Raw genomic sequence first — 15,412 nt, forward strand, 5'->3', positions numbered from 1 at the left:
TCGTTTTTCAAACTGCCTGCTGACTGCGATACAGTTTGAAATCCATCGGGTGTATGACTCTAACTCTATTTTGCCTGTGACATCAGTGCTTCAATTTCATCAGGATCTTTGACGACATATTCGGTTAAATTTTCATTACCTGATTCTGTAATCAAAATATCGTCTTCAATACGGATCCCAATTCCTCGATATTCCGGCGGTACATCAGCATCCGGTGCGATATACAGCCCCGGCTCAACAGTCAGTACCATGCCCGGTTCCAGAATACGATCACGATCAACACCATAATGCCCTACATCGTGAACATCCAGACCCAGCCAGTGGCTTAAACCATGCATGAAAAATTGACGATAAGCATTGGTCTCGATCAAATATTCGACTTCGCCATGCAGAATACCCAGCTTAACCAGCTCTTCAACCATGATACGCACAATCTGCCCCGTCACTTCTCTTATGCAGGTACCCGGTTTATAAAGTTCCAGAGAGACATTGATGGATTTCAGCACAATGTCATAAATTTCTCGCTGAGGGCGGGTAAATTTACCATTGACCGGAAATGTTCGCGTAATGTCGCCCGCATAACCTTGATACTCACAACCTGCATCGATAAGCACCAAATCACCAGATTTCATACAGCGATCATTTTCTGTGTAATGCAGAATGCAGGCATTTTCGCCGGAACCGACAATGGTGTTATAAGCGGGATAACGTGCGCCATGATAGGTAAACTCATGGTGAATTTCAGCTTCAAGCTGATATTCAAACATATCCGGGCGGCAATGCTGCATCGCTCTGGTATGAGCCTGCGCACTGATTTTCCCCGCTTTACGCATGATTTCCAATTCAGCTTCTGATTTAAACAGACGCATTTCATGTAGCCACGGGCGCCAGTCAGCTATGATTGATGGCACAGTGAGATTACGACGGCTGTTTTTGCGTAATTTATCCAGAGCACTGAATACTATCTCGTCCGCATATTCAAATTCGCCCTGCGCATGGTAAACCACGTCCAGCCCGTTCAGCAGTAGGTAAAGTTGCTCGTCAAGAGCATCAAAAGGTAAAGCGCGATCAACGCCCAGTTTTTCCGGCGCAGCTTCTTGCCCGAGCCGGCGACCAAACCAGATTTCCGCCGTCAAATCACGCACTCGGTTAAACAACACACTGTGATTATGAGTTTCATCACTTTTGATCAGAATAAGAACCGACTCTGGTTCATTAAATCCAGTCAAATAAAGAAAATCACTATGTTGACGATAAGGATATTCACTATCTGAACTGCGTGTCGCATGCGGGGCTGCAAAAATAATGGCCGCACTGGCCGGTGCCATTTTCGACAATAATACCTGACGACGGGACAAATATTCTTGTTTGGTCATACCCTCTCCTGCAATCTCATTATTATTAATTAATCACCAATCAATGCAGCGTTGGTTTTTCGTTTTTGGTATTGCCTGCTTTTTTAGGTGTCGCCAGTGCGATGTAGCAGAGTTGCACTGCAACACGAACATATTCCAGTACTTCTTCCAGTGCCTGTGCTAACTCTTCCTGATCTTCGCTTTCATCGTATCCTAGCATCCCTATATTACGTAAATCCGTAATAACTTCCTGAATTTCTTTTCTTTCTGTTAGCTTAGGATCAGCTACGCCTAACCCTAACAAGAAGTGGTTTACCCAACCTGCCAACGCATCGGCACATGCAAAAACACCCTCTTCATCATCAGGAAGCAGTAAATTAAAGTGAAAATTACTGTCATCCAATAACTCGAAGGTTGTTTCATACAATTCTCTGATTGGCTGCGCGAGGATCTGTGAAAATGCCAGACCGTCATTGGCAAGATCATGAACAAGAGCCTGCCAGCTACTGTCGTGATTTCCACCACACAGTAACCCGCTGATTAAACCGTGCATTTCCGCGGCGGTTAAAGCGACGGACTGTTGATGCAAAATTTCATCAAATGACTGATAATTAGGTAATGAGTTTTGTATAGACATGTATATTGATCATCGTTGGCGATATAAGTTCATGCTATGCTACCATCAAGGGGAGTCGCTATACCAGACAACATAATCAGGTTGTTTTTTGGTATTGCACGGTAATGATTGGTGTCGGCCTTACTTTTATACCAGAATATGTTTTTACACCCTTTATTTTTCCAGATTACTACCGCTCTGGAATCTAGAAAGATATACCCAATGGATTTCGAGTTGCATCGCGGCGGCAAGGGAACTCATCCCCGGGAGCATAGCTAACCGTATGTTTATAAAAACGGTGACCGGAGTGAGTGAGCACAGCCAACAAAGAGGCAACTTGAAAGACGAAGGGTATAAAGGGTGTATGTCAAAATTAAGGTATCGGCACAGTAATAAATCAGGAAGGTGTCATGTCTGCACAACCAGTAGATATTCAGATTTTTGGGCGGTCATTACGTGTCAATTGTCCACCAGAGCAGATAGAAGCATTGCAGGCTGCTGCGGATGAACTTGATCAGCGTTTGCATAACCTCAAAGAACGCACCAGAGTGACTAACACTGAGCAACTGGTTTTTATTGTGGCGCTGAATATCTGTCACGAGTTGGCACAGGAGAAAATGAAAACCCGTGATTACGCCTATAATATGGAACAAAAAATTAAAATGCTTCAGCAGACGATTGAGCAGGCACTGTTAGAGCAAGGTAACAAAAGTTAGGGCAAAGTAACAAAAGTTAGGGCAAAGTAACAAAAGTTAGGGCAAAGTAACAAAAGTTAGGGCAAAGTAACAAAAGTCCGAAATTAGCCAGCTTTATATCGTCAGTAGGCTTATCCTTGTTTAGAAATCAGGCAGTAGTTACGATAGATGAACATAAGCAGTTGCTTTCTCCATTTAGTTCCATACAATAGGCCACATGATATTACTTAAGACTAAATGGGTAGGTTCTGATTGAAGATTCCTGGCTAATTAGTTTAAAGTAATAAAAAATTTCTCTGAGGTGTTCGTGAGCGGGGATGTCCCCTGAGCCGATATTTCATATCTGATAGAATGTGGTGCTCCGTTTCTTGTGAGCATGCTTGGCTAGTCCAAGAAGCCTAATAGGGGCGACACCATGTTCACCTTGAACCAAGGGTTCAAGGGTTACCACCTGCAGCGGCATCTTGGAGAACCCTATCTATCTGTTTTGTATCCTTTTCTGCACTACTTTAATAGGCAGGTACTATGCAATCAGATTCCTTTTTCTCTCTTCGAAAAAGCATCAGACAAGACATTCGTCAACTACGTAAAAATCTCTCCCCTGAACAACAATTGCGATTCGCCCTACAGGCAGCTGAACGGGTTATGGAACACCCTAAAATCCTGCAAGCAAAAAAAATTGCCTTGTATCTCTCTTTTGACGGTGAACTCGATACACGCCCGTTGATTCAGCAACTCTGGCAACAAAACAAACAGGTCTATTTGCCAGTATTACACCCTTTCAGTCGGAATCATTTGCTGTTTCTTCGTTATCAGCCTGACACTCCTCTCATCCGGAATCAATTCAGGATAGAAGAACCACCACTGGATATCCGGCAGGTTTTACCTGTTTCTGAGCTGGATATTATGTTTATTCCGCTCGTTGCTTTTGATCGTAGCGGGCAGCGCTTAGGGATGGGCGGAGGGTTCTACGACAGGACGCTTGCTAAATGGCAACAGCAAAACTTTTATCCGATTGGGTTAGCACATAATTTTCAACTGGTTGACTCATTACCCAGCGCAAGTTGGGATATTCCTTTACCCGAAATAATCACTCCAGAAAAAACATGGCGCTGGGTATAACCGCTGAAAATTATTTATTATTAAATTTCAATGCATAAGGGCTATTATTATAGCCCTTATATCATTTAAGTTAGTAAAGCATACGAGAGCGAATAGTACCAGGCAAAGCTTTTAGCTGTTGCAGGACTAATTCCGCCTGAGCCGGATTTTGCGTCATAATATCGATAACAACATAACCCATATCGCCTTCAGTACGCAGATATTGTGCCTCGATATTGATTTCCTGATCGGTGAAAACCTGGTTAATGCTGGTTAAGATACCCGGGCGATTTTCGTGGATATGCAATAATCGATTGGTATCCTTCGCATGCAGAGGCAATGAAACTTCCGGAAAGTTTACTGCGGATAATGTAGAACCATTATCAGAATATTTAACCAGTTTACCTGCAACTTCATAACCGATGTTCTGTTGTGCTTCTTGCGTAGAACCACCGATATGAGGTGTCAGCAATACGTTGTCAAATTTGATTAGCGGTGAGACAAAAGGTTCGCTGTTTGTTGCTGGCTCTTCAGGGAAGACATCAATCGCAGCACCAGAAAGATGCCCGATTTCCAACGCTTCAGTCAGTGCAGGAATATCGATCACAGTACCACGTGATGCATTGATCAAAATCGAACCCGGTTTCATCAGTTCTAATTCTGCCGCGCCAATCATGTTTTTAGTTGAATGAGTTTCAGGAACATGCAGACTGATAACATCACTCATATTTAGCAATTCAGATAAGTGATGAACCTGCTGAGCGTTGCCCAGTGGTAGTTTGTGTTCCAAATCATAGAAATAAACATTCAGGCCGATACTTTCAGCCAAAACACTTAGCTGTGAGCCGATATGACCGTAACCAATAATGCCCAGTTTTTTACCACGTGCTTCATAGCAGCCCGCAGCCTGTTTATTCCATATGCCTTTGTGAGCCTTTGCATTAGCTTCAGGAACCCGGCGTAACAGCAGCAACAGCTGCCCTAATACCATTTCAGCCACTGAGCGCGTATTAGAGAATGGGGCGTTGAATACGGGAATACCGCGTTTTGCTGCGGCGTTCAGATCAACCTGATTAGTACCGATGCAGAAACATCCGACTGCCACCAGTTTTTCCGCCGCCGCAAAAATTTCTTCAGTTAACTGAGTACGGGAACGGATCCCAACAAATTTGGCATCACGGATAGCTTCTTTCAGCTCTTCCGGCTCTAATGCCCCTTTATGATATTCAATATTGCTGTACCCTGCTGCCCGCAGATTGTCGACTGTGCTTTGATGAACACCTTCCAGCAGCAGAAACTTAATTTTTTCCTTTTCTAAAGATACCTTAACCATTTACCCGCCCTAGTTGTACTAACTTTCATAATGCCGATAGATTTCACTAAAATAACAAAAAAAACGTCAACAGCAATATAATCGTTTGCCTGTAAAACAGCATAAGAAACAGTAAAAAAGTTGTTACACAAAGTAAAGGGTTTCGTTACAAGGTAAAATTAGAATTTTGAGGAAGATTTAATCAATAATACAATATATATATCTGAATTTTATTTTTTGAAAAAGTCAGAAAATTTTTTAAGGGCAGAATATTCTGCCCTTCGCAAGCGGTTACTCTGTAATCGTTTTCACTCCGTTGGAACTGCCAACCAGCACGACATTTGCGCCACGATTCGCAAACAGGCCTACCGTTACTACTCCTGCAATAGCATTAATTTTATTTTCTAACTCGATAGGATTCAGAATGGTAAGATTGTGAACATCTAAAATAACGTTACCATTATCAGTGATAACATTCTGACGATAAACCGGCGTTCCTCCGAGTTTTACCAGCTCACGGGCAACATAAGAACGAGCCATTGGAATAACTTCCACAGGTAACGGGAATTTACCCAACACGTCAACCTGTTTGGATTCATCAATAATACAAATGAATTTTTTTGCTACCGCAGCAATGATCTTCTCTCTGGTCAGTGCCGCACCACCACCTTTAATCATCTGCATTTGAGCATTAATTTCGTCAGCTCCGTCAACATAAATGTCTAGAGAGTCAACTTCATTACAGTCAAACACAGGGATACCAAGACTTTTCAATTTCTCAGTTGATGCTTCCGAGCTGGATACCGCACCTTCGATTTGATCTTTCATTGTTCCCAGAGCATCAATAAAATGAGATGCCGTTGAACCGGTGCCTACTCCCACAACTGTTCCCGGTTTAACATATTCCAGCGCTGCCCAGCCTACCGCTTTTTTCAGTTCATCCTGTGTCATATCAATCAATGCCTATAATCAATTACAAGAAAAATCCAGCCGCCAGTATAAACAATATTTTATCTTACCCTGTGAAAAAATATGGCATAGTGCTACCTAGACCGAAAAATATTTTGGGCACACAATATCATTCTAGAATAAATACCATTCCAGAATAATCGAAGAGTTAATGACAAACGGAGAGCCTGATTTTCAATGAAACGTCCTGATTACCGATCCTTACAGGCGTTAGACGCCGTGATCCGCGAACGCGGCTTCGAACGTGCAGCCCAAAAGCTTTGTATTACTCAATCCGCCGTATCCCAGCGCATCAAGCAATTAGAAAATTTATTTGGACAACCACTCTTAGTGCGTACTGTTCCGCCCCGTCCTACAGAGCAGGGACAAAAATTGCTGGCGTTATTACATCAAGTGGAATTGCTCGAAGCACAATGGCTCGGTGATGAGAATGGCAATGAAACTCCCCTGCTACTTTCTCTTGCTGTCAATGCAGATAGTCTGGCTACCTGGCTTTTACCCGCACTCCATCCGGTGCTTTCTGATTTACCCATCAGACTCAATATTCAGGTAGAAGATGAAACCCGGACACAGGAAAGCCTGAGACGCGGGGAAGTTGTCGGTGCCATAAGTATTCAGTCACAACCACTGCCAAGCTGTCTGGTGGATAAATTAGGCGCTCTCGATTATCTCTTCGTCGCTTCTCCTAAATTTGCCGATAGCTTTTTCCCTAATGGAGTGACACGCTCTGCATTATTGAAAGCACCAGCGGTTGCATTTGATCATCTGGATGATATGCATCAGGCCTTTTTACAACAGTATTTTGATTTATCGCCGGGTAGTGTGCCCTGCCATATCGTTAACTCATCTGAAGCCTTTGTTCAATTAGCAAAACAAGGCACGACATGCTGTATGATCCCTCATTTACAAATTGACAGAGAACTAAAAGCAGGTGAATTAGTTGATTTAACACCCGGGCTGTACCAGCGCCGTATGCTTTACTGGCACCGGTTTGCCCCAGAAAGCAGTGCAATGAGAAAAGTTACTGACGCCCTGTTAAAACTTGGGCGCCAGATGTTACGTCAGGAAGATGAAATTAATTAACGCTGTAATTCAAAAACTGCATCAACGTGATCAGAAAACTCGATGCTTTGTGGTTCATAAGTTTCATCTGCTGAATCCCCTGCTGGCGCAGCTGCCATCTGAGTCGTCCTTAATTGCAGTCTGTTCATTGGATAAGGTACAGCTTCAGGGGGACGATAAGTGACACTATATACAGCACCTAACTTACTGTTAAAGCCTTTTGCCAGTTCAGTTGCCTGTTGAATCGCATTTGTGATCGCTTTCTGTCTAGCTTCATTACGATATAGCTGAGGATCAGCAACACTGAATTGCACTGAATTAATTTCATTCAGTCCTGCTTTCAAAGCACCATCCAGCAGCGGATTCAGTTGATCCAATTTGTGTACTTTGACTTCAACTGAGCGAGATGCGCTATACCCTATAATGGTTGATTTACCATTTTTCTGATCATATTGATATTCTGGCTGGGTCCGGATATTGGCCGCATTAATATCCTTTTTATCGATACCACTCGCCTTCAAAAAATCAAAATACTTGGCGACACGTGCATCAACTTTATGCTTGGCCTCGGTCGCGCTTTTCTGGCTCACTTTGACATGAATCATCAGAGTTGCCATATCCGGAGCTGCTTTGATTGTCGCACTACCAGAAGTAGATATATGTGGGACAGATGGTAATTCCGCCGCTGAAACTGACATACTGCCTACAGCCAGCATAACAGCAAATATCAGTGAGTTACGTTTCACTAAAACCTCCTTTCGGATATACCCACCCTCTTTCAAGCCACTGTTAACTCGAAAAAAACTGGATATACAGCAAATAAATAAGCATTTTGGTCAGACTCTAATAACCTGTAACAGTCTAATAGGCTAGAAGATCCTAATAGACAGTAAGACAAGCAATTTTCAGAAACATTAGCACACTATTTATAAAGAATTGTTTAAATTATAAAGAATTGTTTCAGTTAATTAAAAATCTGTAATCCCTGCTTCAATAAATTCCATGCGATATACCACATTACGCATCCCACAAACAGATTAATGATGCGTTGAGAACGAGGTTGATTAAGGATTGGAGAAAACCACGCGGCGAGTATCGCCAATGCGAAAAACCAACTGATAGAGGCAGTCACTGCACCGATGGTAAACCACGGTCTCAACTCAGTTGATAATCCACCTCCAATGCTACCTAATACAATAAAGGTATCCAGATAAACATGAGGATTCAGCCAAGTTACTGCAAATAATGTCACAATAATCCGCCAGCGGCTTTGAACAACCACATCTTTATTGGACAGTGAAAAATCCGCAGATAATGCGGCCCGAAAAGCCCCCCATCCATACCATAAGAGGAATGCAACGCCTCCCCATGTCACCGCCTGTAACAAAAAAGTAGATTGACCAAGTAGAGCACTTCCTCCAAAGATCCCAGCCATAATCAGAATAATGTCACTGATGGCACATAATGCGGCACTCATCAGATGAAATTGTTTTTTACTGCCTTGCTGCATCACAAAAACATTTTGTGGCCCAAGTGGGATGATCATTGCAGCACTAAGAAAAAAGCCCTGAATTAACGTCGAAAACATGCAGAAATTCCTAATAATTATTCAATAAAATAAGGTCTATCTGCATATTAAGCAAACACATTCATTAGTAAAAATTAATTATTCTTATTCATCATTAATAAAATTAATAAAGCACTAAGCAAGTAAGCAGTCCGCCTGATTATTTCCTTCCGCATGTGACGGGCGGTTGAAGTACACCATGCTACATATAGCCCTTGATAAAGAGGGATAGAGACACTTGCTCCTCCCAGTTTATTTTTATTTGAACATGAACACAGCTACCAAGCTAAAAAATATTTTTTCACTTTTTATTCTTATTTTAATTACCGAAATGTTTTCCTTTTCTAAATAAAAATAAAGAGCCTTCCTATGAAAAATATCACAAAAGTTTCATTAATTAGTCTGCTTATTTCGAATAGCGCTTTTGCCGCAAATTATGTCCTGACTAACGATAATATTAAGATCTCGTTTGAAGAACCGAAGTCTGTAGTTACGATTCAGGATAAACCGTTCCACCGCCAGATCACATCACAGGAACTCTTTTTTCTAACGCTGCCAAATCAAGATGTGATTCATACCTCTGATTTTAAAATTAAACATATAGAGCAACTGGATAACGCAATTAAGATTGATTATTCCCACAAGGATTTTAACGTCACCGTCGTACTGAGCATGCTGAAAAAGAAATATGCCAGCATTAATTACACTATCACTGCGGTAGGTAAACCCAGAGAAATTACTAACATCACCTTCTTCCCGACAACTAAGCAGCAATCTCCGACACCTTATATTGATGGCGAAATCAACAGTTCACCAATCATTGCCAACCCATTTGTTATTCTGCCCAAAAAACCTTTTGTTAACACCAATGTCCATAAAGCAAGCAGTAGCCTGAACGTCGAGCTGAAAATGGCTATCCAGCCTAAAATTCCGCTCAGCTACACTATCTTCCTTGGCACCTTTTCGGAAACCAATCAACTTCGCCGCAGTGTTAACCAACTGATCAACACACTGCGCCCACGTCCATATAAACCCTATCTACACTACAATAGCTGGATGGATATAGGTTTTGGCTCCGCCTACACCGAACAAGATGTATTGAAACGGATAGATGAGTGGAATAAAGAATTCATTACCGGACGTGGAGTGAAGCTTGATGCCTTTCTACTGGATGATGGCTGGGATGACCTCACTGGCAGATGGCTGTTTAGCCCAGCTTTCAGTCATTTCGATACCGTTAGAAACAAGGCAACCAGCCTGCACAGTTCAATAGGTTTGTGGCTTTCCCCTTGGGGCGGCTATGGTGAATCAGGCCAAATCCGCGTCTCACATGCCAAAGAGTATGGTTTTGAAACAGCTAATGGAATGCTCGCTCTCTCCGGTCCAAATTATTTCAAAAGCTTTAACGCCCAAGTTCTCAACCTCATCAAAAATGAACACATTACTTCCTTCAAGCTGGACGGTATGGGTAACGCCAATTCTCATATTGAGGGTAGCCCGTTTGCTTCCGATTTCGATGCTTCAATTGCCCTCATTAATAATATGCGAGCAGCTAACAAGGATCTGTTTATCAACCTGACAACCGGCACCACTGCCAGCCCTTCCTGGCTGTTCTACGCTGATTCTATCTGGCGTCAGGGTTCTGATATCAATTTAGACGGTAAAGGTTCACCAGCTCAGAAGTGGGTCACTTATCGTGATGCAGAAACTTATCGCTCGATTGTGAAAAAGAGTCCGTTATTACCGCTTAATTCACTGATGTACCACGGCATCGTCAGCGCGAAAAACGCCTATGATGGGCTGGAGAAGGTACAAACGGATGGCGATTTCGCCGATCAGGTCTGGAGCTACTTCGCCACCGGCTCACAGCTACAAGAGCTATATATTACACCGTCTATGCTGAATAAGGCCAAATGGGATACGCTGGCGAAAGCGGCTAAGTGGTCACGGAGCAATTCAGATGTACTGATAGATAGCCACTGGATAGGCGGCGATCCCCATGCGCTGAAAATTTACGGCTGGGCATCATGGAATAAACGTAAAGCAATTCTCGGTCTCCGTAATCCGTCAGATAAAGCACAGACATATTATCTGGATATGGCAAAAGACTTCGAAATCCCGCGAGGAGAAACCTCGCATTTCAGACTAATCCCCGTATACGGCAACAACTCCACTGTACCGGAAAACTATACCAAAGCTGTCACCGTGACACTAAAACCGCTGGAAATGCTTGTATTTGAAGCCGTACCTATGAAGTAAACAACACCGACTTCTCTGATTAAAAATTTAAATACCGTTTAAGCAAATTCTGACTTGGTGTGAGTATATCTGTTTCTCACACCAAGTATTTCTCCCATCAATTATTTCTTACATAAAAAGTTTTAGTTAATTGTCCGTATTCTTCTGCAAAGCAATCTGCTGCTGATGAAGATAAACATCCATTTGTGGGAAAGGAATACCAATCTTATGTTTATCTAAAGCTCGCTTGAAGTTTTCCATCAGATCCCAATAAACACTCCAGGCATCACCATTGGTTGTCCATACACGTACAATAAAATTAAGTGATGAAGGTGCCATTTCATGTAGACGAATAGTTACACCTTTGTCATGCTGGATACGGTTATCCGCTTGAATAACATCACCCAATACTTTCTTAACTTCATCAATATCTGCGTCATATGCCACACCGACCATAATCTGAGTACGGCGGTTTGGTTCACGGCTGGTATTGATTATATTATTTGTAATAATCTTTCCATTAGGGATAACAATGATGCGATCATCCGCCGTACGCAATGTTGTGGAGAAAATCTGCACCTGTACAACAGTCCCTTCCACTGACCCAATGATGACATACTCACCAACACGAAGCGGGCGGAAAACAACCAGCAACACACCTGCGGCAAAATTTGATAATGAACCCTGTAATGCCAGACCAACAGCTAAACCGGCAGCACCAATAACCGCAATGACAGATGCAGTCTGGATCCCTAACCTTCCGAGAACGGCAATGATAGTAAACGCGATAATGGCATAACGAATTATGGCTGATAAAAAGTCAGAAATAGTCGTATCAACACCACGTAACGACATAACGCGTTTCACTGCCTTACATGCCAGCTTGGCAATGGACAAACCGACTATCAGAATTAAAATGGCAAATACGATATTCATTGCATACTGGATCAGTATTTCTTGATTATTGACCAGCCAATGTGTTGCTTTATCTATCTCACCGGACAGATTGATCTCTTCCATAAAAGCCTACCTTTTTTTGTTGGAACCTATCTACATGAACACGAAAGCGATGGAATAGAAATTATGGCAGAAAGCGGCCATGGATTGAACATAACCACTTACCCTTTATTTTTTTGCAAAACAAAGTCTCTATAATTTGCCAGCATATCGATAAAATCATCTGTACCGCAAAATGCCAGACTTTCGTTATCGTAGTAACTCATTCCCTCTTCCATCTCTTCAGTATCAAACTGGAGTTGATTGGCTCTTATCATGATTTCTTCTTCATTCATTAACAGTGTGTATTCATGACCGTTCAACTGCCACTGGCGTACACTGCCTTTTATTTCTATCAGCGCTGAGGTTATCTTATCTAATATGCTCAAATCGTCTTTCACCTCCTCATTAAGCCAATGACCAATAGCTTCATGATCCATTGAAAAGCGCGCTGTAACCTGACCAGTGATATCCTGCATAAATTCATATTCCATCACATACCTCCACATTTTACTTATCTCAATCACATCCGGATTTTAAACATTTCCGATGCTCCCACCTCAGAGCCAGCCCACAAACTGACACAAAATCTGCCGCAAAAATCAGGCACAAAAAAGGGAGGCATGCGCCTCCCTTATTCATTCAGCAATATACTTTTTTACACGGCAGTTTGGAAGATAACATCATCCGCTTTTTCAGTATACTCGTTCAACTGATCAAAATTGAGGTAGCGATAAGTATCTGCCGCGGTTTCATCAACTTTCTCCATGAATTGCAGATACTCTTCCGGCGTTGGCAGACGGCCTAGTAATGAAGCCACAGCCGCCAGTTCCGCCGATGCAAGATAAACATTAGCTCCTGCACCTAAACGGTTCGGGAAGTTACGTGTGGAAGTAGAAACCACCGTAGCACCATCAGCAACCCGAGCCTGATTACCCATACACAATGAACAGCCCGGAATTTCGATGCGTGCCCCACTCTTACCAAAGACACTGTAATAACCTTCTTCGGTCAACTGAGCAGCATCCATTTTAGTTGGAGGAGCAACCCAAAGACGAGTAGGTAACTGGCCTTTATGCTGATCGAGTAACTTACCGGCAGCACGGAAGTGACCAATGTTTGTCATACAGGAGCCGATAAACACTTCATCAATTTTGCTGTTAGCAACATCAGATAACAGGCGGGCATCATCCGGATCATTAGGTGCACACAAAATAGGTTCTTTGATCTCAGCCAGATCAATTTCAATTACTGCGGCATATTCTGCATCTGCATCCGCCTCCAGTAACTGAGGATCTTTCAACCAGTTTTCCATACCAATAATACGGCGTTCCAGCGTCCGGCGATCGCCGTAACCTTCTGCAATCATCCATTTCAACAGAACAATGTTGGATTGCAGGTATTCAATAATCGGTGACTTATCCAGTTTTATCGTACAGCCCGCCGCAGAACGTTCGGCAGATGCATCTGCCAGTTCAAATGCCTGCTCAACTTTGAGTTCTGGCAAACCTTCAATTTCCAGAATACGACCGGAGAAAATATTTTTCTTACCTTTTTTCTCTACGGTTAATAAACCTTGCTGAATCGCATAGTAAGGAATGGCATGAACCAGATCACGCAAAGTGATACCCGGTTGCATTTTCCCTTTAAAACGCACTAATACAGATTCCGGCATGTCCAACGGCATAACTCCCGTTGCCGCCGCAAATGCGACCAAACCAGAACCCGCTGGGAAAGAAATACCAATAGGGAAACGGGTGTGAGAGTCACCGCCTGTACCTACGGTATCCGGCAGTAACATACGGTTCAGCCATGAGTGAATAATGCCATCACCCGGGCGCAGAGATACGCCACCACGGTTCATGATGAAGTCAGGTAATGTATGATGGGTCGTCACATCCACAGGTTTTGGATAAGCCGCAGTATGGCAGAACGACTGCATGACCAGATCCGCTGAGAAGCCCAGACAGGCCAAATCTTTCAACTCATCACGGGTCATTGGCCCGGTTGTATCCTGTGAACCAACAGAGGTCATCTTCGGTTCACAATATTCTCCCGGACGGATCCCGCTAGTACCACAGGCACGGCCAACCATTTTCTGTGCCAGTGTGAAACCCCGGTTACTTTTCTCAATCGCTTTCGCCTGACGGAAAACATCACTGTATGGCAACCCTAAAGATTCACGGGCTTTGGTTGTCAGGCCACGACCGATAATTAATGGAATTCGGCCTCCGGCACGTACTTCATCAATCAGTACATCTGTTTTCAGTTCAAAAGTTGACAATACTTCATTGGTATCATGAAGGCGGATCTCACCTTTATATGGATAGATGTCAATCACATCCCCCATATTCAGTCGGGATACATCAACTTCAACCGGCAATGCACCAGCATCTTCCATTGTGTTGAAGAATATTGGAGCAATTTTCCCACCCAATACAACACCGCCACCACGTTTATTAGGCACAAACGGGATATCTTCCCCCATAAACCACAAAACGGAGTTTGTAGCAGATTTACGGGAAGAACCGGTTCCCACAACATCCCCTACATAAGCCAGAGGATGGCCTTTTTCATTGAGTGCTTCAATTTGCTTGATTGGACCAACAACGCCAGCCTGATCAGGCACGATACCTTCACGGGCATTTTTCAGCATAGCTAACGCATGTAATGGAATGTCGGGGCGTGACCACGCATCTGGTGCAGGGGAAAGGTCATCTGTATTAGTTTCACCAGTGACTTTGAAGACCGTAACAGTAATTTTTTCAGCCAGTGCCGGGCGTTGCAGGAACCATTCTGCATCAGCCCATGACTGGATAATTTGTTTGGCATGTGGATTACCTGCTTTCGCTTTTTCTTCCACATCATAGAAACTGTCGAACATCAGTAAAGTGTGAGACAGAGCCTTAGCGGCAATAGGTGCCAGTTTTTCATTATCGAGAGCGTCAATCAGAGCATGGATATTGTACCCACCCTGCATGGTTCCCAATAATTCAATCGCTTTTTCCGGTGTAATAAGTGGTGAAGTGGTTTCACTCTTCGAGATTGCAGCAAGAAAGCCAGCTTTTACATAAGCAGCTTCATCAACACCGGGGGGAACTCGGTTAGTCAACAGATCTAGCAGGAAATCTTCTTCACCTTGAGGTGGGTTCTTCAGTAATTCGACCAGCGCGGCTGCTTGAGCTGCGTCTAATGGCTTAGGGACGATGCCTTGCTCTGCACGTTCGGCTACGTGCCTGCGGTATTCTTCTAGCACGACTAACTCCTCGCTCTCATTGTCTTTTATATGCCCGGCTGTCTGCACCCGGTAACGATCACCATGAAATGACCATTAGGGATGCCAGGTCAGAGGATTTGCTCACATAACATCAAAATTATGCCGAGCTTCGGGCAATTAGAATACCAAAATTTGAATGGCATGTTAATTCATTCACATAAAATCAACATTGGAGTGCAGTAAAGTTCTGGATAGAGGTGCATAAAGTGTGTATTTAGGATTTA

The 15,412-nt window shown here is 43.2% G+C and carries 13 protein-coding genes and 1 other RNA gene; 5 read left to right on the forward strand and 9 right to left on the reverse strand.

The genetic code is table 11. The annotated features are described in order from the left end of the window. Positions 1-65 precede the first annotated feature (65 nt). The gene (gene pepP, locus AACS92_RS12980; RefSeq protein WP_099111387.1) at positions 66-1,376 is read right to left on the reverse strand and encodes a Xaa-Pro aminopeptidase; all 1,311 of its coding nucleotides are present in this window, start codon (positions 1,374-1,376) and stop codon (positions 66-68) included. 40 nt (positions 1,377-1,416) lie between these two features. Next, positions 1,417-1,992: a YecA/YgfB family protein gene (locus tag AACS92_RS12985; RefSeq protein WP_099111388.1), complete on the reverse strand. Its 576-nt coding sequence runs from the start codon at positions 1,990-1,992 to the stop codon at positions 1,417-1,419. Positions 1,993-2,381: 389 nt separating this feature from the next. On the opposite strand from AACS92_RS12985, the gene zapA reads away from it, so the two are divergent. The 3 genes from zapA to AACS92_RS13000 all read left to right on the forward strand — a co-directional run bounded on the left by zapA (position 2,382) and on the right by AACS92_RS13000 (position 3,788). Next, the gene (gene zapA, locus AACS92_RS12990; RefSeq protein WP_086955933.1) at positions 2,382-2,687 is read left to right on the forward strand and encodes a cell division protein ZapA; all 306 of its coding nucleotides are present in this window, start codon (positions 2,382-2,384) and stop codon (positions 2,685-2,687) included. A 269-nt stretch (positions 2,688-2,956) separates the two neighbouring features. Further along, a non-coding RNA gene (ssrS, locus tag AACS92_RS12995) (6S RNA) lies at positions 2,957-3,141 on the forward strand. A 50-nt stretch (positions 3,142-3,191) separates the two neighbouring features. Then, positions 3,192-3,788 (forward strand): 5-formyltetrahydrofolate cyclo-ligase, encoded by a 597-nt coding sequence (locus AACS92_RS13000; protein ID WP_099111389.1) that lies wholly within the window; start codon positions 3,192-3,194, stop codon positions 3,786-3,788. Between the two features lie 70 nt (positions 3,789-3,858). On the opposite strand, the gene serA is transcribed toward AACS92_RS13000, so the two are convergent. Together serA and rpiA are read right to left on the reverse strand one after the other, a co-directional pair. Continuing rightward, positions 3,859-5,100, reverse strand: a complete 1,242-nt coding sequence (gene serA / locus AACS92_RS13005) for a phosphoglycerate dehydrogenase (protein ID WP_099111390.1) — start codon at positions 5,098-5,100, stop codon at positions 3,859-3,861. Positions 5,101-5,370: 270 nt separating this feature from the next. Then, complete coding sequence (gene rpiA / locus AACS92_RS13010; RefSeq protein WP_099111391.1) at positions 5,371-6,030, reverse strand: ribose-5-phosphate isomerase RpiA; 660 nt, start codon at positions 6,028-6,030, stop codon at positions 5,371-5,373. Positions 6,031-6,225: 195 nt separating this feature from the next. On the opposite strand from rpiA, the gene AACS92_RS13015 reads away from it, so the two are divergent. After that, a complete protein-coding gene (locus AACS92_RS13015; protein ID WP_099111392.1) occupies positions 6,226-7,131 on the forward strand; it encodes a LysR family transcriptional regulator ArgP in 906 nt (301 codons plus the stop codon). On the opposite strand, the gene AACS92_RS13020 is transcribed toward AACS92_RS13015, so the two are convergent. Beyond that, complete coding sequence (locus AACS92_RS13020; protein WP_099111393.1) at positions 7,128-7,856, reverse strand: oxidative stress defense protein; 729 nt, start codon at positions 7,854-7,856, stop codon at positions 7,128-7,130. The genes AACS92_RS13015 and AACS92_RS13020 overlap by 4 nt on opposite strands. 218 nt (positions 7,857-8,074) lie before the next feature. Then, positions 8,075-8,698, reverse strand: coding sequence for an arginine exporter ArgO (gene argO, locus AACS92_RS13025; protein ID WP_099111394.1), 624 nt, complete (start codon positions 8,696-8,698; stop codon positions 8,075-8,077). Between the two features lie 348 nt (positions 8,699-9,046). On the opposite strand from argO, the gene AACS92_RS13030 reads away from it, so the two are divergent. Next, positions 9,047-10,936: an enterotoxin gene (locus tag AACS92_RS13030; protein ID WP_099111395.1), complete on the forward strand. Its 1,890-nt coding sequence runs from the start codon at positions 9,047-9,049 to the stop codon at positions 10,934-10,936. A gap of 126 nt (positions 10,937-11,062) precedes the next feature. Here the strand turns inward: AACS92_RS13030 and mscS are convergent, their stop codons facing one another. From mscS to acnB, 3 genes are all read right to left on the reverse strand, one after another. Further along, on the reverse strand, positions 11,063-11,935 hold the full coding sequence (gene mscS / locus AACS92_RS13035) for a small-conductance mechanosensitive channel MscS (RefSeq protein WP_099111396.1): 873 nt from the start codon (positions 11,933-11,935) through the stop codon (positions 11,063-11,065). A gap of 98 nt (positions 11,936-12,033) precedes the next feature. After that, entirely contained in the window at positions 12,034-12,405 is a 372-nt protein-coding gene (locus AACS92_RS13040; RefSeq protein ID WP_099111397.1) for a YacL family protein, read from the reverse strand. Between the two features lie 164 nt (positions 12,406-12,569). Further along, positions 12,570-15,167: a bifunctional aconitate hydratase 2/2-methylisocitrate dehydratase gene (gene acnB, locus AACS92_RS13045; protein WP_099111398.1), complete on the reverse strand. Its 2,598-nt coding sequence runs from the start codon at positions 15,165-15,167 to the stop codon at positions 12,570-12,572. Positions 15,168-15,412: the final 245 nt, after the last annotated feature.

It is taken from the genome of Xenorhabdus sp. KJ12.1, from assembly GCF_963876495.1.
GTDB classification, from domain to species: Bacteria; Pseudomonadota; Gammaproteobacteria; order Enterobacterales; family Enterobacteriaceae; genus Xenorhabdus; species Xenorhabdus stockiae.

Bases quoted from the DNA above. Each gene is read 5' to 3' on its own strand.
- pepP (WP_099111387.1), bottom strand. From the start codon at position 1,376: ATGACCAAACAAGAATATTTGTCCCGTCGTCAGGTATTATTGTCGAAA.
- AACS92_RS12985 (WP_099111388.1), bottom strand. From the start codon at position 1,992: ATGTCTATACAAAACTCATTACCTAATTATCAGTCATTTGATGAAATT.
- zapA (WP_086955933.1), top strand. From the start codon at position 2,382: ATGTCTGCACAACCAGTAGATATTCAGATTTTTGGGCGGTCATTACGT.
- AACS92_RS13000 (WP_099111389.1), top strand. From the start codon at position 3,192: ATGCAATCAGATTCCTTTTTCTCTCTTCGAAAAAGCATCAGACAAGAC.
- serA (WP_099111390.1), bottom strand. From the start codon at position 5,100: ATGGTTAAGGTATCTTTAGAAAAGGAAAAAATTAAGTTTCTGCTGCTG.
- rpiA (WP_099111391.1), bottom strand. From the start codon at position 6,030: ATGACACAGGATGAACTGAAAAAAGCGGTAGGCTGGGCAGCGCTGGAA.
- AACS92_RS13015 (WP_099111392.1), top strand. From the start codon at position 6,226: ATGAAACGTCCTGATTACCGATCCTTACAGGCGTTAGACGCCGTGATC.
- argO (WP_099111394.1), bottom strand. From the start codon at position 8,698: ATGTTTTCGACGTTAATTCAGGGCTTTTTTCTTAGTGCTGCAATGATC.
- AACS92_RS13030 (WP_099111395.1), top strand. From the start codon at position 9,047: ATGAAAAATATCACAAAAGTTTCATTAATTAGTCTGCTTATTTCGAAT.
- mscS (WP_099111396.1), bottom strand. From the start codon at position 11,935: ATGGAAGAGATCAATCTGTCCGGTGAGATAGATAAAGCAACACATTGG.
- AACS92_RS13040 (WP_099111397.1), bottom strand. From the start codon at position 12,405: ATGGAATATGAATTTATGCAGGATATCACTGGTCAGGTTACAGCGCGC.